General features: G+C 49.4%; 20 protein-coding genes. 8 read left to right on the forward strand and 12 right to left on the reverse strand.

Going from position 1 to position 20,666, the window contains the following annotated elements; all coding sequences use genetic code 11:
• Positions 1-45 precede the first annotated feature (45 nt).
• The 3 genes from puuE to EDF88_RS00470 all read left to right on the forward strand — a co-directional run bounded on the left by puuE (position 46) and on the right by EDF88_RS00470 (position 4,570).
• Entirely contained in the window at positions 46-1,311 is a 1,266-nt protein-coding gene (puuE, locus tag EDF88_RS00460) for a 4-aminobutyrate transaminase (RefSeq protein ID WP_134182156.1), read from the forward strand.
• 11 nt (positions 1,312-1,322) lie between these two features.
• Positions 1,323-2,771 (forward strand): NAD-dependent succinate-semialdehyde dehydrogenase, encoded by a 1,449-nt coding sequence (locus EDF88_RS00465; protein ID WP_134183205.1) that lies wholly within the window; start codon positions 1,323-1,325, stop codon positions 2,769-2,771.
• Between the two features lie 320 nt (positions 2,772-3,091).
• The gene (locus tag EDF88_RS00470; protein ID WP_134182158.1) at positions 3,092-4,570 is read left to right on the forward strand and encodes an APC family permease; all 1,479 of its coding nucleotides are present in this window, start codon (positions 3,092-3,094) and stop codon (positions 4,568-4,570) included.
• A 52-nt stretch (positions 4,571-4,622) separates the two neighbouring features.
• Here EDF88_RS00470 and EDF88_RS00475 read toward each other — a convergent pair whose 3' ends face one another.
• Both EDF88_RS00475 and EDF88_RS00480 read right to left on the reverse strand, forming a co-directional pair.
• Positions 4,623-5,318 (reverse strand): cache domain-containing protein, encoded by a 696-nt coding sequence (locus EDF88_RS00475; protein ID WP_134182160.1) that lies wholly within the window; start codon positions 5,316-5,318, stop codon positions 4,623-4,625.
• Between the two features lie 24 nt (positions 5,319-5,342).
• Positions 5,343-6,068, reverse strand: a complete 726-nt coding sequence (locus EDF88_RS00480) for a GntR family transcriptional regulator (protein WP_134182162.1) — start codon at positions 6,066-6,068, stop codon at positions 5,343-5,345.
• Positions 6,069-6,347: 279 nt separating this feature from the next.
• On the opposite strand from EDF88_RS00480, the gene EDF88_RS00485 reads away from it, so the two are divergent.
• From EDF88_RS00485 to EDF88_RS00505, 5 genes are all read left to right on the forward strand, one after another.
• A complete protein-coding gene (locus EDF88_RS00485; RefSeq protein WP_134182164.1) occupies positions 6,348-7,778 on the forward strand; it encodes a gamma-aminobutyraldehyde dehydrogenase in 1,431 nt (476 codons plus the stop codon).
• A gap of 15 nt (positions 7,779-7,793) precedes the next feature.
• Complete coding sequence (locus tag EDF88_RS00490; RefSeq protein WP_134182166.1) at positions 7,794-8,270, forward strand: ester cyclase; 477 nt, start codon at positions 7,794-7,796, stop codon at positions 8,268-8,270.
• Positions 8,271-8,282: 12 nt separating this feature from the next.
• Positions 8,283-10,175, forward strand: a complete 1,893-nt coding sequence (locus EDF88_RS00495; RefSeq protein WP_134182168.1) for an NAD(P)/FAD-dependent oxidoreductase — start codon at positions 8,283-8,285, stop codon at positions 10,173-10,175.
• Positions 10,176-10,181: 6 nt separating this feature from the next.
• On the forward strand, positions 10,182-11,384 hold the full coding sequence (locus tag EDF88_RS00500) for a cytochrome c (RefSeq protein WP_134182170.1): 1,203 nt from the start codon (positions 10,182-10,184) through the stop codon (positions 11,382-11,384).
• A gap of 271 nt (positions 11,385-11,655) precedes the next feature.
• Entirely contained in the window at positions 11,656-12,552 is an 897-nt protein-coding gene (locus tag EDF88_RS00505) for a transporter substrate-binding domain-containing protein (protein ID WP_166671926.1), read from the forward strand.
• Between the two features lie 24 nt (positions 12,553-12,576).
• Here EDF88_RS00505 and EDF88_RS00510 read toward each other — a convergent pair whose 3' ends face one another.
• The 10 genes from EDF88_RS00510 to gspG are packed head-to-tail and all read right to left on the reverse strand — an operon-like array spanning position 12,577 to position 20,659.
• Entirely contained in the window at positions 12,577-13,407 is an 831-nt protein-coding gene (locus EDF88_RS00510) for an A24 family peptidase (protein ID WP_134182174.1), read from the reverse strand.
• A gap of 5 nt (positions 13,408-13,412) precedes the next feature.
• Positions 13,413-13,988 carry a general secretion pathway protein GspB gene (locus EDF88_RS00515; protein WP_134182176.1) on the reverse strand — a complete coding sequence of 192 codons (576 nt, stop codon included), beginning with the start codon at positions 13,986-13,988 and terminating at the stop codon, positions 13,413-13,415.
• A complete protein-coding gene (locus EDF88_RS00520) occupies positions 13,985-15,562 on the reverse strand; it encodes an AAA family ATPase (protein WP_134182178.1) in 1,578 nt (525 codons plus the stop codon). The genes EDF88_RS00515 and EDF88_RS00520 overlap by 4 nt, the downstream gene beginning before the upstream one ends.
• A 24-nt stretch (positions 15,563-15,586) precedes the next feature.
• A complete protein-coding gene (locus tag EDF88_RS00525; RefSeq protein WP_134182180.1) occupies positions 15,587-16,327 on the reverse strand; it encodes a type II secretion system protein N in 741 nt (246 codons plus the stop codon).
• Positions 16,324-17,772, reverse strand: a complete 1,449-nt coding sequence (gene gspL, locus EDF88_RS00530; RefSeq protein ID WP_134182182.1) for a type II secretion system protein GspL — start codon at positions 17,770-17,772, stop codon at positions 16,324-16,326. The genes EDF88_RS00525 and gspL overlap by 4 nt, the downstream gene beginning before the upstream one ends.
• Positions 17,769-18,746 (reverse strand): type II secretion system minor pseudopilin GspK, encoded by a 978-nt coding sequence (gene gspK, locus EDF88_RS00535; protein WP_134182184.1) that lies wholly within the window; start codon positions 18,744-18,746, stop codon positions 17,769-17,771. Before gspK ends, gspL begins: the two co-directional genes overlap by 4 nt.
• The gene (gene gspJ / locus EDF88_RS00540) at positions 18,743-19,354 is read right to left on the reverse strand and encodes a type II secretion system minor pseudopilin GspJ (protein ID WP_134182186.1); all 612 of its coding nucleotides are present in this window, start codon (positions 19,352-19,354) and stop codon (positions 18,743-18,745) included. Before gspJ ends, gspK begins: the two co-directional genes overlap by 4 nt.
• Entirely contained in the window at positions 19,351-19,713 is a 363-nt protein-coding gene (gene gspI, locus EDF88_RS00545; RefSeq protein WP_208326112.1) for a type II secretion system minor pseudopilin GspI, read from the reverse strand. The genes gspJ and gspI overlap by 4 nt, the downstream gene beginning before the upstream one ends.
• Positions 19,710-20,225 carry a type II secretion system minor pseudopilin GspH gene (gene gspH, locus EDF88_RS00550; protein WP_134182188.1) on the reverse strand — a complete coding sequence of 172 codons (516 nt, stop codon included), beginning with the start codon at positions 20,223-20,225 and terminating at the stop codon, positions 19,710-19,712. The genes gspI and gspH overlap by 4 nt, the downstream gene beginning before the upstream one ends.
• Positions 20,225-20,659, reverse strand: coding sequence for a type II secretion system major pseudopilin GspG (gene gspG, locus EDF88_RS00555; protein WP_134182190.1), 435 nt, complete (start codon positions 20,657-20,659; stop codon positions 20,225-20,227). The genes gspH and gspG overlap by 1 nt, the downstream gene beginning before the upstream one ends.
• Between the last annotated feature and the right edge of the window lie 7 nt (positions 20,660-20,666).

The raw sequence follows: 20,666 nt of genomic DNA on the forward strand, positions 1-20,666 counted from the left end.
CGTAATTCAACCTGTAAATCTGTTTTGTGTGCGAGGGATAAAAAAATGAGTAATAACGAACTCCATCAACGTCGTCTGGCTGCTACTCCACGTGGAGTAGGTGTGATGTGTAATTTCTTTGCCCAGACGGCAGAAAATAGCACCATCACGGATGTAGAAGGGAAGCAATATATCGATTTTGCAGCGGGTATCGCTGTGTTGAACACCGGCCATCGCCACCCGCGCCTGGTACAGGCCATTGAGCAGCAACTCCATTCATTTACGCATACCGCTTATCAGATTGTTCCTTACGAAAGTTATGTGTCACTGGCGGAAAAAATTAACAAAGTGGCTCCGATTTTTGGGCCTAAGAAAACGACATTTTTCACCACCGGCGCTGAAGCAGTTGAGAACGCCGTAAAAATCGCCCGTGCCCATACTGGCCGCCCTGGCGTGATTGCTTTTAGCGGTGGCTTCCACGGTCGTACCTATATGACTATGGCGTTAACCGGCAAAGTGGCTCCCTATAAAATCGGCTTCGGGCCCTTCCCTGGCTCCATTTATCATGTGCCGTATCCGTCGCAGCTGAACGGTACTTCGACTGATGATGCGGTGAAAGCCATTGAGCGACTGTTCAAGTCCGATATCGAAGCCACCCAGGTTGCAGCGATTATCTTTGAGCCAGTGCAGGGCGAAGGGGGCTTTAATGTAGCGCCACCTGAATTTGTGGCTGCGATTCGTCAGATTTGTAATACCCACGGCATTGTGATGATTGCCGATGAAGTACAAAGCGGATTTGCCCGTACCGGTAAAATGTTTGCCATGGACCATTACGCGCATCAAGCCGATCTCATGACCATGGCGAAAAGCCTGGCTGGTGGTATGCCACTATCAGGTGTGGTGGGTAGAGCGGAAATCATGGATGCACCAGCACCTGGCGGTCTGGGTGGTACTTACGCAGGTAACCCGCTATCGATTGCTTCGGCTCATGCGGTGCTGAATGTGATTGCGGAAGAAAAACTGTGCCAACGTGCTGACACATTAGGTGAGCGTCTGACAAAAACCTTGCTTGATATTAAAGAGAATTGCCCAGCATTAGCTGAAATTCGCGGGTTGGGTTCGATGATTGCCGCTGAGTTTTATGACCCATCAACAGGTGAGCCATCTGCCGCTATTGCCCAGCAGATTCAAAAACGAGCATTAGAGCAGGGGTTACTGCTACTGACCTGCGGCCAAAATGGCAATGTGATTCGTTTCCTCTATCCGCTTACTATTCCGGATGCTCAGTTTGACCAGGCATTAGATATTATTAAGAACGCGACGCAATTGTGAGACTACAGATGATTGAATTAAACAATGCAGACTTGCTGCTAACTACCTGTCCGCTTGATGGTGAGTGGAGTAATGCACTGTCTGGTAAAACAGCTCCAGTTTTGAATGCTGCGACAGGCGAGAAAATCGCCGAGGTTCCTTTTATGGGGCAGGCCGAGACTGCGCAGGCAATTACTGCGGCTGAAGTCGCGCAAAAAGAGTGGAAAAAACAGACTGCGGCAAGTCGCGCCAAAATTCTGCACAGTTGGGTGAGCCTGATTCACGAAAATAGCGAAGATCTAGCCCGATTGATTACCCTCGAAGGCGGCAAACCGCTTGCTGAAGCGCGGGGTGAAATTAACTATGCTGCTTCGTTTATTACCTGGTTTGCTGAAGAAGCCAAAAGGGTGGATGGCGTCTTGTTGCAGCCTACCAGTGCCGATCAGCGTTTTATCGTCTCCAAACAGCCGATTGGCGTTTGTGCAGCCATTACGCCATGGAACTTCCCGGCGGCGATGATTACCCGCAAAGTAGCTCCGGCACTCGCGGCGGGTTGTGCAATTATCGTCAAACCGGCCGAGCAAACACCGTTAACCGCACTGGCACTGGCGAAACTGGCAGAAACAGCTGGTCTACCGGCAGGGTTATTGCAGGTCATCACGGGTGATGCAAAAGAGATTGGTGGCGAGCTATGTCGCAACGCCACCGTTCGTAAACTCAGCTTCACGGGTTCAACCGAGACAGGGCGCTTATTGATGGCGCAATGTGCACCAACGATTAAGAAACTGTCGCTTGAACTGGGTGGGAACGCACCGGTTATCATTTTCGATGATGCTGATATCGATCTTGCCGTTAAAGGCATCATGGCGTCCAAGTTCCGTAATAGCGGCCAGACCTGCGTTTGCGCTAACCGTATCTACGTACAGAGCGGAATTTATCAGGCACTGAGTGTTGAGTTGGTCAAAGCGGTTGAGGCTCTGAAAGTCGGTAACGGCATGGATGATGGGGTCACTCAGGGGCCACTCATTAATGCTAAAGCGATTGAGAAGGTTGAGCTTCATATTAGCGATGCTCTGGATAAAGGGGCCACGGTGTTAACGGGTGGGCAAAAACATGCTTCCGGTGGGAATTTCTTCTCGCCAACGGTCGTGGCAAATGTCACGCAAGAGATGCGTTTTGCCAGAGAAGAGACATTCGGCCCGGTTGCTCCGCTATTTAAATTTGAAACTGATGATGAAGCAGTGAATTACGCCAATGACACGGAATTTGGCCTGGCAGCTTATATCTTTACCCGTGATGCGAAACGCCAATGGCAAATTCCGGAAGCACTGGAATATGGCATGGTGGGAGTGAATACCGGGTTGATTTCCAATGAAGTGGCGCCATTTGGCGGGATTAAACAATCAGGTCTCGGCCGTGAGGGTTCCCGCTTTGGTATTGATGAATACTTAGAAATGAAATACGTCTGCGTGAAACTCTAAGCCCTTCATAGTTCGCGCAGCAGCAGCGTTGGTTGCACTCACAACCCCAGTCACTTACTTGTGTAAGTGACTGGGGTTTGTTTTAACACGAATTATTTTGGGTTACTTCTGCGCACCATAGATCGGATTAGCGCAAGCGACAGCCGACTTTTCCTCTGATCTTTTCACCCCAGATTGCCCCAAATAACTGCTCACCTGCGAATGTTGCAATCATGCTCACGATCTTAACAATTATGTGACATTAGGCGTATACATATAACATATTATGTTTTATAAAATATGAACACTGCCTGCCCTTATGCCACATAAAGAGAAAAGATATGGAACAGACGACAGACAAAGAAAATCTGCAACATCAGCCAGTTAAAGGCGAGCAATTCAACCGCTCGATAGGGCTGATGTCTAACTTCGCGCTGGGATTTACCTACCTCTCACCACTGACAGCGGTTTACTCGCTGTTTGCGCTGGCGGTAACGCTTGCCGGGCCACCGGCGATCTGGTGGATTCTTATCGTTGCCTGTGGCCAGCTGCTGGTGGCACTGGTATTCGGTGAAGTTGCATCCCAATATCCAATTACCGGCGGGTTATACCCATGGGCAAGAAGGTTATGGGGGAAAAAATATGCATGGATTGCAGCCTGGATTTACCTGTGGGCTTTAGTCGTCACCATTACCTCTATCGCTGAATACACCTCCACCTTTGTTGCGTCGTTATTTCACTACGCAACCAGTGCAGGCAACATGATGCTCACATCTGTCGTGCTGCTGCTGATAATGATGGGCGTGAATATGTCCGGGACGAAGAATTTAGCCCGTGTCGCCAAAATTGGCTTCTGGTGTGAAATAGTCAGCGTCATTGCGTTAGGTATCTATCTGTTAATCTTCCACCGTTCACAGCCATTCTCTGTGGTATTTGACTCAATGGGTGTTCTGGCATCCGATGGTAATTACACCACTGCGTTTATGTCTGCATCGCTGATGGGTTTGTTTATGTTCTTTGGCTTTGAAGCTTGCGGTAACGTGGCTGAAGAGGTTAAAAACCCAGGTAAGAAGATTCCAATCGCCATGATTCTGAGTATTGTCTTTGGCGCAATATCCGCGGTGATTTCGATTCTGGGTTATCTGCTCTCATCCCCGGACTTGATTAATATTGTGAACGGTAAAATTGCTGACCCAATTCCAATGATTCTGAACCAGGCGCTGGGTGAGACAGGTGCAACCATCTTTATTGTTGTCGCTATTATTGCCATGCTCTCTTGTATTCTGTCCCTTCAGGCTGCATTAAGCCGTCTGATATTCTCCTTCTCCCGCGATAAGATGCTGCCGGGTAGCGAGTGGATGTCCAAAATCTCTAAACATAGCGTGCCGGATAACGCCATGATGGTGAGTTGTTTATTACCAGTGATTATCTGTGTCTGGGTCTACTTCCAGCCGGATAGCCTGGCGCGTATCACGGCCTTCGCGGTTATTGGAATCTATATTTCATTCCAGATGGTTGTACTGGCGGCACTGCGTCAACGCCTGAAAGGTTGGAAACCAGCAGGTGAGTGGACTGTGGGTTCATGGGGATTAATCGTAAACGTTCTGGCGTTAGCCTATGGCTTGTGCGGTATTTGGTTACTGGCGCAACCGGCTGCAGGAGAAAGCTTTATTGACCGCTGGACGGTATTGGTGGGGCTTGCGATTGTCATCATCTCAGGACTGCTTTACATGTTCATCACTAAGCCGTTTGGCCGTTCGAACGCACCAGAAAATGATGCGATTGAGTATGCGCAAAAGCTAAGCGCTGAACAGAACTAATACATGTGTATTTATAGGGTGGAGTAGCGCTACATGCTAATCCACCCTAAATTTATTTAGCTTGATACAAATTAAAGTAATCATTCTCAAAGACAATCTTCGCCACACTGATATCCAGCAAATCGCCCACCCGGAAACGAGGATGTGTTGAAAAAACAATCCTGCTGTCTTTGTTGGTCAGAATGACTTTATTATCAGCGGCGTAAGGTAATAACTCATCCTCAACACGACTGACCAGCAAATCTATTGCAGCCACTCCTAAGAATTGCTGATTAAAATAAACTGGTACAGCACTGGTGATGGTGTAAGAAGTATTACAAATATAGTCGACGTAGGGGCCATGAATAAATGCGTTTCCGACAGCTGGGGCTTGCTTAAACCACTCAAAGGTTCTGAAATCCAGACGCTGTTGCGTGGCCTGGTCTAAATCAAGATTCACCTGTTTTACACCATCAGCTTTCTTATACCACCACTCGAGCAGCCAAAACTCTTTATTACTTCCTGAGCCTTCGATATGGCTGGCAAAACCAGCACCGGAGCAGTAAATATTACTGTTTAAGGTCGCTTTGATGTGTTCCTGAATGGTTTTTCTGACGGAAGGCTCAAGCAAATGCTCCAGATTAACATCCTCAATTTCTGCCAGCGAAGTTTCAATATTGCGGGCAAGTAAACCGGTGGATTCAATGGTGGAGTTAATGATGCTATCAATTTTTTGGGTTAGGGCATGGAGTGATGTTGTTAATAGCATATTTATGCCTATTTTTATAGTTTGTCAGTTTGCACTGTATTTCAATTTATTTTCTATCAGATAGAAAGTAAACGTATCGATTAGCTTTTTGGCGATGTTAACTGACTCGGATTCATTGTGTGAAGACAGCGTGTTAATTAACGTGGTGTATAGCTCAACAATCTCACGGTGGATGTTTTCTGAACGGAATAAAATAGCCACCAGTGACGACCATTCGGACTGCAAAATGAGCTCCTGGTTAGCGAGACGCGCTGACTGAGAGCAGGCGGCTATAGCTAACAAACAACGCATATCAGCCTGAGTGCGTGCTTCAGGTGATGTCGCAGAATTGAGTACTTCAACAAATTCACGTAGGCGAGTGATATCTGCGTTCGTCATACGACGCGATGCCAGACGTGTGCTGTGGCTAATAATAGCGCAATGCATTTCACCTAAATCCGACAAGTAATCGGTACTTAGGGTCTTAAATGGATTAAGGGTATTACTGAATTCCCAGACTTGCTCGCAAACAAAACTGCCGCCATTACGCCCACGAACAGTGTGAATTAAGTTGTTGGCACGCAGCGTATTTAACGCTTCGCGGATGGTGATGTGCGAAACCCCCATCATTTTTGCGAGGTCGGCTTCATTCGGTAATTGCTCATTTGCCTCAAGCAACCCGGTAATAATGGCATTTGAAAGACGCTGAACTATCTGATCGGAACGGCTGGCCTGGCCTATTGGCGCGAATATCACCGCATGAGTAATCATAATTTTCCCTGGTGAGATAATCCTTTAAATAGTTCACTGAACATAGCATACAACCCCTTGTTAATGAAGGAATGCTTAAGTGTTGATGCTGGTCCACATGCAACATGTGTCGCTCGTTTTGAACCTTTCCATCGCGCTTTATGAACGCTGCGCAATTGCACATTAAAATATCACTTCGAAATGGGATGTATATCATATTGTTAGTAAAATGTTATTGAACTCGCGCCGTATAAAACATATTACATAATATAGTTTATGTTTTAACGAGCGGAGAGCGTAATGAACATCCTGAAGCATTTTATCAATGGGCAATATGTAGCAGGTTCGGAGGATAACCTCTTTGAGCTGGTCAGCCCGGTCAACGGAGAGACCTACGCGCTGTCGCCAAGTGCAGGCCGTAGCGAGGTAGATCAGGCCTATAGCGCAGCGAAAAGCGCGTTTGCCGTCTGGAAACATTCCACCCCGTCCCAAAGACAGCTGGCACTGTTAAAACTGGCCGACGCGATTGAACACAATGTGGACCGACTCGCGCAAGCGCAAAGTCAGGAAACAGGGCAGTTACGCCACTTTATCGAAAAGGAAGAGATCGCAGCATCCTGCGATGCACTGCGTTTCTTTGCTGGTGCGGCGCGATGTCTTGAAGGCAAAGCCTCATACGAATATACCCCCGGTTTAACTTCAACTATTCGCCGCGAGCCGTTAGGGATTGTCGGCCAGGTCACGCCGTGGAACTACCCGTTTATGATGGCGGTGTGGAAAATTGCCCCGGCATTGGCCGCGGGGAACACCGTGGTGCTTAAACCTAGCGATACCACGCCTATCAGTACGTTAATTCTGGCAGAACTTGCCGCACCAATTTTCCCACAGGGCGCGTTTAACGTGCTGCTTGGCAAAGCAGAAACCGGCTCTCTCGTGGTATCGAGCACAGAAGCGTCGTTGGTTTCAATTACCGGCTCGGTTCGCGCAGGTTTACAGGTAGCGGCATCTGCTGCAGCAAACCTTACCAAGGCTCACCTCGAACTTGGCGGCAAAGCACCGGTTATCGTTTTTGCCGATGCCGATATTAATAAAGCGGTCGAAATCATCACCACCGCGGGCTTCTTCAACGCAGGCCAGGATTGCACATCGGCGACGCGCATTCTGATTGAAGATTCGATTTATGAATCATTCCTCGAAAAGCTGGTAAGCAAAACCCGCGAGATCAAATTCGGCGTGCCTGAAGATAAGAATGCGCTGTACGGCGCACTGAACAGCCGCAATCAGTTAGAGCAGGTTAAAGGCTTTATTAGCCGATTACCGGCGCACGCCAAAATCGAAACCGGTGGTAAGCCTGGTGCTGGCCCTGGTTTTTATTTTGAACCGACGATTATTTCCGGGCTTGAGCAACGCGACGAAGCTATCCAGCACGAAGTCTTTGGCCCGGTGATGACCGTACAGAAATTCTCCTCAGAAGAAGAGGCGCTGGATAAGGCCAACGACGTGGAGTATGGCCTGGCATCCAGTGTCTGGACCAGTAATCACGGCCGCGCCCAACGCTTCAGCATGCGTCTCGATTTTGGCACGGTGTGGATTAACAACCATATTCCGCTGTGCGCTGAAATGCCCCATGGCGGCTTCAAGAAATCCGGTTACGGGAAGGACTTGTCATCCTACTCGCTGGATGAGTACACCCGTGTGAAACACATTATGTGCGATACCTCTGACTCTTAATATTAAGGTGATGAAATGAAAGCAATAAAAGTTGCCGTACTCTCCTTCGCTCTATTCTCAAATCTGGCGCTGGCGGATGTTTCCCCGTTGACGGTGGTTAAAGATTATATGTCCGCCTGGAACGCCCATGATTCGGCAAAAGCTGCACAATATTTAGCCTCAGACGTGGTTTATTACGATGCAGCAAATGGCACGCCAGTTAACGGGAAGGCAAACGCGGAAAAAGACGTTATAGGTGCTTTTATTAAAGCCGTACCGGACCTGACATGGAAAATGACCAGCAAGCCAGTCTATGACCACGACACCATCGCCTTCCGCTGGGAGTTTAGCGGTAAAAATAGTGGTGAGTGGGCTGGCAGCCCGGCTACCAATAACCCGATTAAATTTGAAGGCGTCAGCTATATCATCGTCAATAACGGCAAGATTACATGGCAAGGCGATTACTACGACTCCAGGAAACTGGATGAAGAATTAAAACCACAGGCTAAATAAGTAAGGTCTTTTATGTCCATAACCAGACGTGATTTTCTCAACGGAGTTGCCATCACTATTGCTGCAGGGTTAACACCTCTTGACCTTGCCAAAGCTGCCGGTAATGCTCGCGCGGTTATCGGGGAGGATTACTATCCGCCCCAACTTACCGGATTGCGCGGTAACCATCCCGGTTCATTCGAGATGGCGCACGCAATTGGCCGTGACCATGAAAAATTCAGCACAGACCATCTTCCGATTGAAGAAGAGTACGATCTGGTTATTGTCGGCGGCGGGTTAAGCGGCCTTGCGGCAGCCAGTTTCTGGCACGACCTGATGGGTAAAGAGAGCAAAGTGCTGGTGCTTGATAATCATGATGATTTTGGCGGCCACGCGAAGCGCAATGAATTTAACGTCGGTGGCAAAAAAATCATTGGTTACGGCGGTAGCGAAGCCTTTCAGTCGCCAACGCGTAACTTCAGCCCGGTGGTAAATGGCCTGATGTCCAAGGTTGGCGTTAGCATAGCGCGCATGAAGCAGAGCTTTGAGGTCAATTTTTACCCCGACTTAAATCTGAGCCGTGGGGTTTTCTTCGATAAAAAGAACTTCGGTGAAACCAAAATTGTCGGCGGCGATCCTGGGCGCGCAGTCGCCGATGATATCCCGCCAGACAGACTCAATGGCCGCAGCCTTGAGGCATTTATCAATGATTTCCCGTTAAGTGAGAACGACCGCAAAGCCATTCTGGATTTGTACGTCAATCCGCAGGATTACCTGAAAGGGATGTCGGTAGACGAGAAAACCGAATGGATGGACACCCATAGCTACCGCGATTTCCTGGTGGAGAAAGTGGGTCTGAGCAAAATGGCCATCATGTATTTCCAACAGCGCACCAATGACTTCTTTGCTATCGGCATTGAAGGCGTGAGTTGTGGTGATGCGCGCACTTGCGCATTGCCGGGAATGGACAAAATGGGCCTGCCTCCTCTTGATGAAGAATCCCTTGCCGATTTGGAAGAGCCTTATGTCTATCATTTACCGGATGGTAATGCGGGCCTGGCTCGTTTGATAGTCAGGCACCTGGTGCCTGAAGCGCTACCTGGCAACACGATGGAAGACTCCATCACCTCCAGGCTGAATTATCAAAAACTCGACAACAAAGAGAACAGCACCCGCATTCGCCTGAGCAGCATTGTGATTAATGCGGCCAATACCGATGATGGCGTAGTCGTGACCTACGTTAATGACGGCAAAGCGCATCGCGTCAAAGGGCGTAAGGCCATCATGGCGGGCTATAACATGATGATCCCGTATCTGGTGCCTGAAACCCCGGAAGAGCAAAAGGCTGACTTGCGCCTGAACGTCAAAGCGCCGCTGGTATATACCAATGTGGTGGTCAAGAACTGGCATGCTTTTACCAAACTCGGTATCCACGAATTCTATTCTCCTGCGGCCCCTTACAGCCGCGTGAAGCTCGACTATCCGGTGAGCATGGGCAGTTATCACCACCCGCAAAATCCGGATGAACCTATGTGCCTGCACATGGTTTATGTGCCCACATACCCGGGCAGCAAAATGAGTGCCCGTGAACAGTTCCGCCAGGGGCGAGCTTATTTACTTGGCACCACTTTTGATGCTCATGAAAAGATGATCCGCGAACAGCTTCAGGAAATGTTGGGGCAAACCGGGTTTGACCATGAACGGGATATCACCGCTATAACCGTGAACCGCTGGGCTCATGGCTACGCTTATTACGCCAGCGCGTTGTTCGATGATATGGATAAGATGCCGGAAATTATTAAGCGGGCGCGTAAGCCTATCGGGCGAATCGCGATTGCTAACTCCGATTCAGATTGGGACGCCTATGCGCATACCGCGATTGACCAGGCGTGGCGCGCGGTCAATGAACTCAAGGCGATGGGATGAGCTGACATGAAACAGACTTTATTAGCTATCGGATGCATTTTATATACCGGCCATGCAGCGGCTATCTCAGCGGGTGAATACATGGCAAAGGTCTCGGACTGTGTGGCTTGCCATACCGCCGAAGGTGGCCAACCGATGGCGGGAGGGAAACAATTTTCCACGCCGCTTGGGAATATTTACGCTACTAACATTACGCCAGATAAAACCACCGGCATTGGTCAGTATTCGTATGAAGATTTTGAGAAGGCAGTAAGGCAGGGGATTGCGAAAGATGGTCATCCACTCTATCCCGCAATGCCTTATCCGTCGTATGCCAGAATGTCCGATAAAGACATCCACGATCTCTATGACTATTTCATGAAAGAGGTTCCCGCCGCTGACGTGAAAAATAAAGAGAATGATATTCCATGGCTGCTCTCCGCCAGGTGGCCACTGCATATCTGGAATTGGTTATATGTTGAGGATGCTCATCCTGATAATACAGCGCCAAAAACTACGGAGCAGGATAAAGAGTTACTGGCCCGAGGTGCATATTTGGTTGAAGGTCCAGGCCATTGCGGTGCCTGTCATACCCCAAGAGGCGTCTCAATGGAGGAAAAAGCCTATAATGGAGCCAGCGATATTTATCTTAGTGGTGCAACGATTGATGGCTGGTATGCGCCATCACTACGAAATATCTCGATGCCATCGGAGGAATTAAAAGATCTTCTGCGGGTGGGAAGAAGCCAGCATGGAGCAATTTCGGGGCCAATGAGTGAAGTCGTTACGCAAAGTACGCAATATCTTACCGATGGTGATTTAGATGCTATTTCCTTTTATTTGCTGAATTTCAACCATAAAAATTCAACGCCTGTTGCAAAAGATGGTTCAATAAATTATTCACCGACGGATGGGAAAACACTCTATTCAATGTATTGTTCGACCTGCCATGGTGATGACGGTAAAGGTAAAGATTTTACCGTACCTTCTTTAGTGAATAACTCAATAGTCACGGCGAAAGATCCAGCGTCATTGATCTCGGTTATTTATCAAGGTGCGCAAACACCGCAAACCAAGGGTAATATTTCCTTTAGAATGCCAGCATATAAAGATTCAATGTCAGCTGATGAAATGGCTAATGTGGTTAATTATGTAAGAGGGAGTTGGGGAAGTGGTACAGCGCCTATCAGTAAGGATGATGTTGTGAAAGTTAAAGAAGCACAGAAATAATTATTTATTGCTAGAGTGGGTGGTGTAATTGCTTATCCACTCTGGCAAACAGATCACCATAGCAACCAACTGTTAACGAATAACCTTCCTCACCTTAACTAATGGCAGGGAAGATATTGACATCTACATCAGCCAAAGTTTTATTTATGGATAATTCTTTAATCTTGCTGGCTTGTGTGTCATCTTCAGCGCGCATAAGGTTGTGTGGCTCATCATCAATGATGGCAAAGTTCAAGGTATTGGGTATATAGGTTCTATATTGGCATTTCATATGAAAAAATATTTACCTCTGTTCTTTATTATGTGCGCATTTCCAGCATTTTATACTCATGCTAATGATAGCCTTGTGAATATAAAGAAAAATCACAAAATAACATTAAGCTATTCGTATAATGATTTTCCCTTCTCATATATTGATAATACCAAGCCAGTTGGCATGGCAATTGATATATGTCGTGATGTTGTTGGTCAGTTAGAAAAAGAGTTAAATATCCCTCACATTGAGATTAATTGGGTCGGGAAAAAACAGAACGTAACTTTACAAAAAGTAAAGGGGCATACTGTTGATATGACATGTTCGGCAATTACCCGTACAGATGCTCGGCTTAAAACTTATAATTTCTCTAACCCCTATTTTATTACTACTACTGCATTACTTTCTAAGAAAAGTGAATCTGTACAGCAAGCAAGTCAGCTACGCGGCAAAACAATAGCGGCTGTATCTGGTGGTTCCGCCATTGAGCGTATTAACAACCTGAACCATAAACTGGATTATTCGCTTCTGATGGTAACGACGCCAGATTCTGCATCGGCTTTAGAACTCCTTAAGTCTGAAACCGTCAAAATGTTAGCTAACGACGAGGTTTTACTCGCTGCATTTAAAGCCGGGGACCCCGAAAATTATGCCATCAGTTATGTCGATTTCGGCGCTACGGATGCTTATGGATTAATGATGGCAAAAGATTCCGTTGAATTAACCGATCTGGCTAATAAGTCATTAGGCGAAATAATCAACAGCGGAAGGTACGTCGAACTATATAACAAATGGTTTATGTCGCCCGTCCCGCCATTGCAGCAAAATTTGCATATGCCAATGAGTAAAGTATTACAGCACTATGTGAAAGCAAGCGCGCCAGGCGCGGCATACCGTACGTTGTCACCTGAGTAGCAGTAAGATTCCCTGCCCAAAATCTTAAGCTGTAAGGTACAAAAAATAACCAGCAGAAAGAATAAGCCAGGGGCCAAAGGCTACTGGCTGGTTTAACTTTTGGCGTTTTAATAAATGCATCATAACCGCCGCCAATAAGCCAGTGATGGCCGCAATCATGACTAATTGTGGCAAAACTTCCCAGCCTAACCACGCACCAATAGCCGCCAATAATTTAGCATCGCCACCGCCAAGTGCGGCTCTTCCGGTCAATTTTGTGAAAGTGACTGACAGCAAGGCAAACGCCAGATAACCGCAGATGGCGCCGGCTACTGCATCCTGTAGCGTGACGAAACAACCGTTAAAGTTCACCAGCAAACCGCACCAGGTTAAGGGTAGGGTCAGGACGTCGGGTAATAACATCGTCCGCGCGTCAATAACAGCAAGCGTTAACAACACGGATATAAACAACAAACTCGCCGCGAGCTGTATTCCAGGCGGCCATAACACTCCTGCAAAGATAAATAAGGCAGCGCAGGTTAATTCGACCAGCGGGTAGCGCACGGAAATACGCTGCTGGCAGCAGCGGCTTTTCCCACGTAACAGGCACCAACTCACGACCGGCAGCAAATCACGGCGTAATATCGGATGCTGACAAGAACAGCAGGCTGAAAGTGGCCAGCACAAATTATAGTTCGGCCGGGAAGGAGCTGGGATATTCAGAGCAAGCAAGGCCTCATCCTGCCATTGGTCGGCGAGCATTTTGGGTAAACGCCAGGCGACAACATTTAAAAAACTACCGATCAGTAACCCCAGAACACCCAGCATTGCGCCCCAGGTTATAGGGTAGAAAGAGGCCAACTCAAGTAACATCATCACAATCACCAGTCCGACAGTGCCGTTACGCGGAACGTTTGCCCTTCAAACGAGAAAATACTGTCATCAGGTTCAATTTTCATAAGCTTTACTCCCGCACCGACAGCGGCTCCCTCGTGGTAATCATTACCGTTAAGATTGATGACGCTTTTGCCCGTTTCACTGGAGTACACGTGGGCGTTGTATTTGATGGAAGGCATTCGCCGCCGCGCGTCTTCTGATAACTGCTCAAGGCCTGGATAGGTATCTTCATTCGCCATTTTTTCATCCGACACGACATTACCTGGTTCTTTGACCTCTGGTGACTCCTCCTCTGGAACGGCTTCCGATTCTGGTTCTGGTTCGGCAGGCAAAGGCTGTGTGTTAAACGCCAGCGTGTTGCTGATAATGCGCCAGGGTTGAGTTGCCTGGTGAGGTACTTCAACTCTTTTGACAGTCGGCGGATTATGCAGGCTGTGCCAACCGTAGCAGGCAGCAGCACCGGAGAGTGCCGCAAAGGTTAAGCCTGAACACCAGGTTAAAATCAGAAACCCTTTAGCTGACAATCTCGAGTGTGGTTTGAGGGTAAGTGACAGGTTCATGGTTTCTCCTGCTCTGTCGTATCGTTGACTGCCTGGTCGCGGGCAGGAATCGTGCCATCAAGAGTGGGAATTTCCAGTCCGGGCTGGTTGCTCAAACGCAGTAATGTTTGCTCTCCTGCAATCCCATCAGCAGGCAGGTGCTGCAGTTTTTGATATGCGAGGATTCCCGCCTGAATTTTTGCACTCTTTTCACTCACCGGCGTTTTCAATGCTGTCGTGAGTCTTTGAGCCACCCATTGAATATCTTCTGTCGGGCTATGATTGGTCACATAAGTCGCGCCGCTGGCGGGCATTTGCCAGATTAACGTGGCATCTTTTTGAAAGCGCTGATTAAGCCAGTCGAGGGAAACCTCCCATTCCTGGTTGGCGAAAAGAAGCGATGCCTTGCCATCGTTGACGTGGCTGAGTACCGCAAACCAGTGGCCAAAAGTCTTATCTTTGAGATGCACGACAGCTGGATAATTCAGGGAGACTAACTCACTTAAATCGCCAAAAGTGCGAAAGCAGCGTAGCCCAGCGGGGGATATTGTCTCGCATGGCGATATGTCATCCGCACTCTCATAACCCCATGTTGCGTTCAGTAACGAAAAGGCATCACTCTGATTGCGGGCCTTATTTACAGCCGCCGCAAACGACGCCTGAGTTTTAGGGTCGGGAGCAATACTCACCGGAACTTTGACTGTGCGTACTTCCGGTTGTGGCAGCCATCCCCACTGTTTCCAGCTAAACCCACCGACAACAAACACAAGCATGCAGGCCACAATGAGGGTCATGGCTCCGGGAATTCCTCCAATATCTACCCGCCCCGTGACCTTATGAGCAGCCTGCGCGGCATGCGATGAGGTTATGCGCCAGCGCCTTTCCAGAGCTGCATCCACTAACATTTGCTCGCAAAGCCGATTGATAATGCGTGGAATACCTTTACTGATGCGCGTAATGACACTGATCGCACCACGCGAAAAGATAGGGTGTAAGCAGCCCGCTTTTTGCAGGCGAAACCGCACTGCCGCGTCCACATCTTCTGCCGACGGCGGTGTGAGGAAATAGCGTGTTGTTACCCGTTGCTTTACCTGAACCAGCCGAGGGCCATTAAGTTTATCTTCGAGTTCTGGTTGGCCGATAAGCACAATCGACAGCAATTTTCTGTCGTCAGTTTCAATATTGGTCAGGGCGCACAGTGTTTCAAGCTGTGCCTCGGTGAGATGCTGCGCTTCATCAATCAGTAATACCGCCTGTTTTCGCCCCCTGTGGTTATGACGTAAAAAGGTCTTCAGATCGGTTTCATCGGGCAAATGAAACGCGCGGCAAATTTGCGTCATTAGGGCTGTGGGGGAATTTAACGGGGCAATCAAATATGCCGTTTCGGTTTCGACTCCAGCTTGCAGGCAAATATGGCGAGTCAGGGTGGTTTTACCGGTGCCGGGTGAACCTACCAGGGTCATAAAACCGCCTGAGGAAATGGTGCGATGCAGCAGGTTCAGGGCTTCTCGATGCGCTGGGCTAAGGTAGAGATAATCAGGGTCGGGTGAGAGCGTAAAGGGTGCCGCATTCAGCGCGAAAAAATCCTGGTACATGGTTCATGTTCCTCTTACAGGCGCTTACCAACGCCCTGATGTTTCGAATGTATAACGGCCTTGTGATTCATGACCGGCACTTTGCGCCAGTAGCATCAATAACGCAGGAGGGAAAGCAGGGCCGGGCGTGACCTCACCTTGCAAACGATACTGTTGTGCTCCCTGTAACAAGAGCTGCCCTTTGCTGTGAAGTTGTTCGGATGTTTGCGTGATGTCAGCAAGCCATTGCTGGTTCACGCACTTGATGCGCAGGCGGGTATTGCCGGTATTCACAGTCGCGGCAATATCCACCAGGTTCCCATTACTCCAGCGCACATCGGCCACCGCCTCAATACAGTTGCGAGGAGTAAAACGAAGCTGTGTCAGATGAGCGTTTATGTCGCCACTGAGTTCGGCTGAAAGTCTCATGGCATTGCCCAAAACCGCCGCCGGGAAATGCAGCGTAGCCTCCTGAATGCTCCATTCGCCGTTCCAGCCAACAATCCCGCGCCCGTTGATCATGCGAGGATCCGCCAGTTCAATATCTGCCGCGATTTTTCCCTTGAGCAATGCCGCGCTACGCCAGTTCCAGCTAAGTGGGCCAACTTGTTGCTTGCCTAGCACTAAGGACTGCACCTGACCTTGCCAGAGCGTGCCGCTGGCACCCTGTAATGAGACTCCCGAGGACAAAGGCAGCCACTCGATGACAAAGCGGGCGGGTATCATCAATATCAGCCCCAGCAGATAACCCAGCACCACGGGCAGTAGCAGATATCGTTTTTTCATGAGCGGCTACGCCCGGATAGCACTAAACGCTCCACTTGCACGTTTCCCTGGCCTTTATCGGTCAGCTCAACCTGCTGTGGGACGATGCCATATTGAACTTCGAGGGTTTGTAGCCAGTTTGCCAACGAGGTAAAAGGCACTGGCGTGGCGTATTTGATCTCTAGTTCGTTGTCGTTGCGCGTCACCGGTGGGGCAGGCAAATGAGCAAGGGTACTGGTGCGGATCATTACATCGGCCATATTGGTGACTGGCTGCGAAATCGTCGGTTTTTGCCCGATCTCACTTTGCATCTGGGCCAGTTGAGCCTTCATTTGCTCAAGGTGCGACATTGCCGGGAGATTCTCTTTTTGGCGTTTTGGTTTCCGGCTGAGGTAAACCGTAATCGTGCCCGATTTGGTGTTTTCTTCACCAATACGCATTGAGAAACCAGTTGGAATTCGCTGTTCTATAGCCTGTAACGCGATAGCTGATGTGCCTGAAATTTGCACCTCCAACTCCTTTTGCGCAGCATCAAATTGCAATGTTTGCACGCGAACAGTAGCGGGAAGAACGCTATCAAGTGTTCGGGCTAAAGGCAGGAATTGGCTGTTTCGTCCCTCCATCTTCTTTTTAAATGCAAACCACGGGTCACTCATCGGTTTGCTACCCGGGAAGGCCTGGCGGTAGACAGATGTCATCTGCTCCTGAAGCGCAGATTGCTGGTGGCTCAAGTTGAGACTCTCCAACCCGCGGGCAGCAAGTACCATTACCAGGCTTGCGGCCAGCAAATACACTGGCGTTCGCCACATGCCGAAGCTACCGGATTTATTCCTCTGTGGGCGATATGTGCCTTGCAGCAAGGTGACGGGCGGAAGATGGACCGCACGCAGCGGCAAGGTTTGTGTTGTGGTTTGCCACCCCGAGACTTGCGTTGCGGGTAAACAGGCTATCAATTCATCTTCAAGCACCATGCCTTGCCAGCGCGATTCACGAATCAGATGCTGTTCATCAAGTGACCAGCGATATCCACCTACAGTTTGCGGCAGCGCTAAAACATCAGGCAGCATCCGGCTGGCTTGCAAACCTGCCTCATCCAGCCAACGCAACCACTCCTGCATTAAGGTGTGTTCTACCGCGGCCAGATGAACTAATGGTGATTCGTGGGCAAGCACCGCCATATGCAATCGGGCCGGGTCTTCAACCACTTCATCTTCAAGTAGAAAAGGCAGCGCGTTGCGGGTTTTATGCGTCAGTCTTCCTGGCAAATTAACGGAGCGCAGCACCAAATCACAGGCTGGCACCAGCGCAATTACCTGATTGCCAATAGCGTATTCCTGCAAGCTTGCGAGCGTTGCTGCATCGGGCAGTTCGCCGGAAAACAACAGCCGATCGTCTGCGGAGAATAGCCACCAGAACATAGGTTGATGTGCATGGCTTGCGAGACGGATTAATAAAGTTTCACTCATGGCCACACTCCCGTTTCACGGCTGCGAACGATAACCTTGCGGTCGCTGGCGCGATAAAAATGGCTGATCATTCGGCTGTGTTGTTGTTGGTTCTCGATGGTGAGTGACGAGACAAAATAGTCACTGTTCACCGTGAGTGAGTGAGAGATTTCTGGCCCGGCAATCCGCTCATCACCGCCAGGAATAAGGGCTAAAAACTCATCGACACTTTTCCAGCCTTCCGTTGGGCGGTGTTTAATCAGCTCACGGGCTGACTGAACGGACAGGATATTCAGAAACAGTGCTGACAACAGCGGGGCCTGTGGCTCCTCAAGTGTGTTGATATTCACCGCAAGAGAGCGCTCGGGCAGAGCACAAACTAGTGGCATGAGTGCTTGATATAACTCTCCACTTATACCTTTGACAGCACGTAATTCGCTCAGGTGTCTCATCGGTTGGTTAGCGGGTAAATAGGGCGGATTAAGGGCCATATAATCATGATCTTCTGCCCCTAATAACTGTGGGTCACTGTTAGCATCCAACCAATCTTCGATGGTCGCCGCGAGCGTCCGGGCGCGCAGGTTGTCTACCTCAAGCCCCTGTAAAAGCGAGACAAATACGTGTTCGCGATACTGAGCCAGATTGTCCGGGTTATTCTCGTCATGGTTTTGTAGGCTATTGAGATTAAAGCAGGCTTGCTCATCACGGATCTCAGCACGCAGCGTAACCTCGTTAATCGGCCAGACCTCTTGCTGCGTCGCCCAATACTGAGCGCGGGAGGTTTTTTGTGGGTTATCCATTATGTCCTGATACAGCACTCGGGCGACGAATGCTTCGCCTCCAAGAAGATACTCATGCATCTGTAATTGGCTCAGTAGCGTATGGCTACGCTGCCACATCTGCCGGTAACGGACCGTCATTTGCGAAGCCAGAAGCGCCATAACAGAAAGCAAAAGTAAGACGACAAGCAAAGCCATACCTCTTTGATATTTCATTGGGCATTCTCACTTGCTGCCAGCAAAAAGCGCCGCGTAATGAGACCGTAATCGGGTAAGTCCAGCGTGACTTCTACCGCTTGTGGCAGTTCGCGCACCGCGGTCCATTGTGTTAACCAGCGCCCGTCGCGGTAATAACGCAGGCGGAATTGCCGCACCGACTTGAGCACCACAGTTTGCTTAGGCTCGGTGCCCGGTAGGTTATCCGGGTAACGCCATGTCACTCGTTCAAGCTGGGAATCCTGTAAACGCCAGCCTAGTTTTTGCAGCTCGCTGCGGCGCAGGCGGGCATCGGGATTAAACCAACCGCTACGGGTAAACATCACACCATCACCTTTGCTTTGCAGTAGGCCATCGGCTGCGCTAAACACCGTGTTCCCCGGCGCTCCTGCTTCACGTACGGTGCGTGGGAAGCTCTGGATAAAGTCATTTTCCAATTGCTGCATGGCAAAACTGAGTTCAGTCAGGCGTGATATTTTCGCCTTGGTCACGGCGTTGTTTCGTAATACACCCTGGAATACCGCTTGAGCCGTGAGGCTTAGCAGGGCGAAAATCACCAATGCGACCAGCACTTCCAGTAACGTAAAACCACGCTGATTGCCGTTCATGGCTGACGGAAAAAATAGCTGCGCAGTTGAATACGTGGATCGTCGTCCGGCGTGCTTCGCACCTGGATTTCAACGGCGCGTAACAATGGATCTCTTGTTGTCTCTCCCATGCGTTGCCAGTACCAGTTGCGCCCTGCGAACTGCTCTTTTCCAGAAACCTTTTCCAGCGCTGGCCAACCTCCAGCGAGGCGAACATCGACCATCTGATTTTCCGCTACCCAACTGCTAAACAAGCTTTCTTCCATCGATTGCAGCGCCATCATTTGGCTACTGAGACTGTTCATTAATGCAAGGCTGGCACCGGCAAAAATGACCATAGCCACCATCACTTCGAGTAATGTCATTCCGTGTTGCTTCATGGTGTTGTCTCCGTAGCATCAACCAATTGCACTTCACCTGATTCGCTGACGATTAATGTCGCAATGGCCTTTTTTTGCGCGAAGGCGCGCAGCTCAAATGGAGTGACTTCACCACCGGGAAACAGCAGCAGCTGCGGCTTATTGTCCCGTTCATCTGCTGGAGATTCGTCAAGCAGCAGATCCTGTTGCGAAAGCTGTAATGTGATGGTTTCGCCATCAGGTTGCTCTAGGGCTGATATCACCCGCCAGCCGTGAGAACTGCTGGGATCCTGCACCATAAATTGATAGCCGTGAGCCTTGATGCTCAGGCCAAATAGTGAACCCTGTGCCATCGCTTCCATGCGTTGCACTGGAATGGCATCGGCAAGCCGGGCCAGCATTTCGCGCCCCTGTTTTTGGGGGGAGTTTGCTGGTAACGCCATCACAACCAGACTTGATGCCGTAGCGATGATTGCCACTACCAGCATCATTTCGATGAGCGTAAATCCCCGGTTGCTCGTAGCCCTGGTCATTAGCTTTTGGCTCCGCTCATATCCCAGTTGCCAATATCGTCATCGTTACCCGCTTGCCCGTCAGGGCCTGCGGAAAAGATATCAACCGAGCCATGCTCGCCGGGGCTGACCAGCTGATAAGCGTTTTGCCATGGATCTTCCGGAAGGCGTTTTATATAGCCGTTCAGTTTGTAGTTTTTCGGCACGGGTGCGGCTTCGGGTTTGTTGAGTAGCGCATCTAAACCTTGTTCGGTGGTGGGGTAGCGCCCATTGTCGAGGGTGTACATATCCAGCGCGTTTTCGAGTGCCACAATATCGGTGACCGCTTTTTGTCGGTCGGCCTGATTTTTATTACCCATCAGATTCGGCACCACAATACTGGCAAGAATGCCGAGGATGACGATCACCACCATAATTTCCAACAAGGTAAAACCTTGCTGCTGAGGCTTATGCATAACGACT

The sequence above is a fragment of the Buttiauxella sp. BIGb0552 genome (assembly GCF_004366275.1).
Classification (GTDB): domain Bacteria; phylum Pseudomonadota; class Gammaproteobacteria; order Enterobacterales; family Enterobacteriaceae; genus Buttiauxella; species Buttiauxella gaviniae.

What these genes read in the sequence shown, in the direction of transcription:
- puuE (WP_134182156.1), top strand. Translation starts at nt 46, where the DNA reads ATGAGTAATAACGAACTCCATCAACGTCGTCTGGCTGCTACTCCACGT.
- EDF88_RS00470 (WP_134182158.1), top strand. Translation starts at nt 3,092, where the DNA reads ATGGAACAGACGACAGACAAAGAAAATCTGCAACATCAGCCAGTTAAA.
- EDF88_RS00475 (WP_134182160.1), bottom strand. Translation starts at nt 5,318, where the DNA reads ATGCTATTAACAACATCACTCCATGCCCTAACCCAAAAAATTGATAGC.
- EDF88_RS00480 (WP_134182162.1), bottom strand. Translation starts at nt 6,068, where the DNA reads ATGATTACTCATGCGGTGATATTCGCGCCAATAGGCCAGGCCAGCCGT.
- EDF88_RS00485 (WP_134182164.1), top strand. Translation starts at nt 6,348, where the DNA reads ATGAACATCCTGAAGCATTTTATCAATGGGCAATATGTAGCAGGTTCG.
- EDF88_RS00490 (WP_134182166.1), top strand. Translation starts at nt 7,794, where the DNA reads ATGAAAGCAATAAAAGTTGCCGTACTCTCCTTCGCTCTATTCTCAAAT.
- EDF88_RS00495 (WP_134182168.1), top strand. Translation starts at nt 8,283, where the DNA reads ATGTCCATAACCAGACGTGATTTTCTCAACGGAGTTGCCATCACTATT.
- EDF88_RS00500 (WP_134182170.1), top strand. Translation starts at nt 10,182, where the DNA reads ATGAAACAGACTTTATTAGCTATCGGATGCATTTTATATACCGGCCAT.
- EDF88_RS00505 (WP_166671926.1), top strand. Translation starts at nt 11,656, where the DNA reads ATGAAAAAATATTTACCTCTGTTCTTTATTATGTGCGCATTTCCAGCA.
- EDF88_RS00510 (WP_134182174.1), bottom strand. Translation starts at nt 13,407, where the DNA reads ATGATGTTACTTGAGTTGGCCTCTTTCTACCCTATAACCTGGGGCGCA.
- EDF88_RS00515 (WP_134182176.1), bottom strand. Translation starts at nt 13,988, where the DNA reads ATGAACCTGTCACTTACCCTCAAACCACACTCGAGATTGTCAGCTAAA.
- EDF88_RS00520 (WP_134182178.1), bottom strand. Translation starts at nt 15,562, where the DNA reads ATGTACCAGGATTTTTTCGCGCTGAATGCGGCACCCTTTACGCTCTCA.
- EDF88_RS00525 (WP_134182180.1), bottom strand. Translation starts at nt 16,327, where the DNA reads ATGAAAAAACGATATCTGCTACTGCCCGTGGTGCTGGGTTATCTGCTG.
- gspL (WP_134182182.1), bottom strand. Translation starts at nt 17,772, where the DNA reads ATGAGTGAAACTTTATTAATCCGTCTCGCAAGCCATGCACATCAACCT.
- gspK (WP_134182184.1), bottom strand. Translation starts at nt 18,746, where the DNA reads ATGAAATATCAAAGAGGTATGGCTTTGCTTGTCGTCTTACTTTTGCTT.
- gspJ (WP_134182186.1), bottom strand. Translation starts at nt 19,354, where the DNA reads ATGAACGGCAATCAGCGTGGTTTTACGTTACTGGAAGTGCTGGTCGCA.
- gspI (WP_208326112.1), bottom strand. Translation starts at nt 19,713, where the DNA reads ATGAAGCAACACGGAATGACATTACTCGAAGTGATGGTGGCTATGGTC.
- gspH (WP_134182188.1), bottom strand. Translation starts at nt 20,225, where the DNA reads ATGACCAGGGCTACGAGCAACCGGGGATTTACGCTCATCGAAATGATG.
- gspG (WP_134182190.1), bottom strand. Translation starts at nt 20,659, where the DNA reads ATGCATAAGCCTCAGCAGCAAGGTTTTACCTTGTTGGAAATTATGGTG.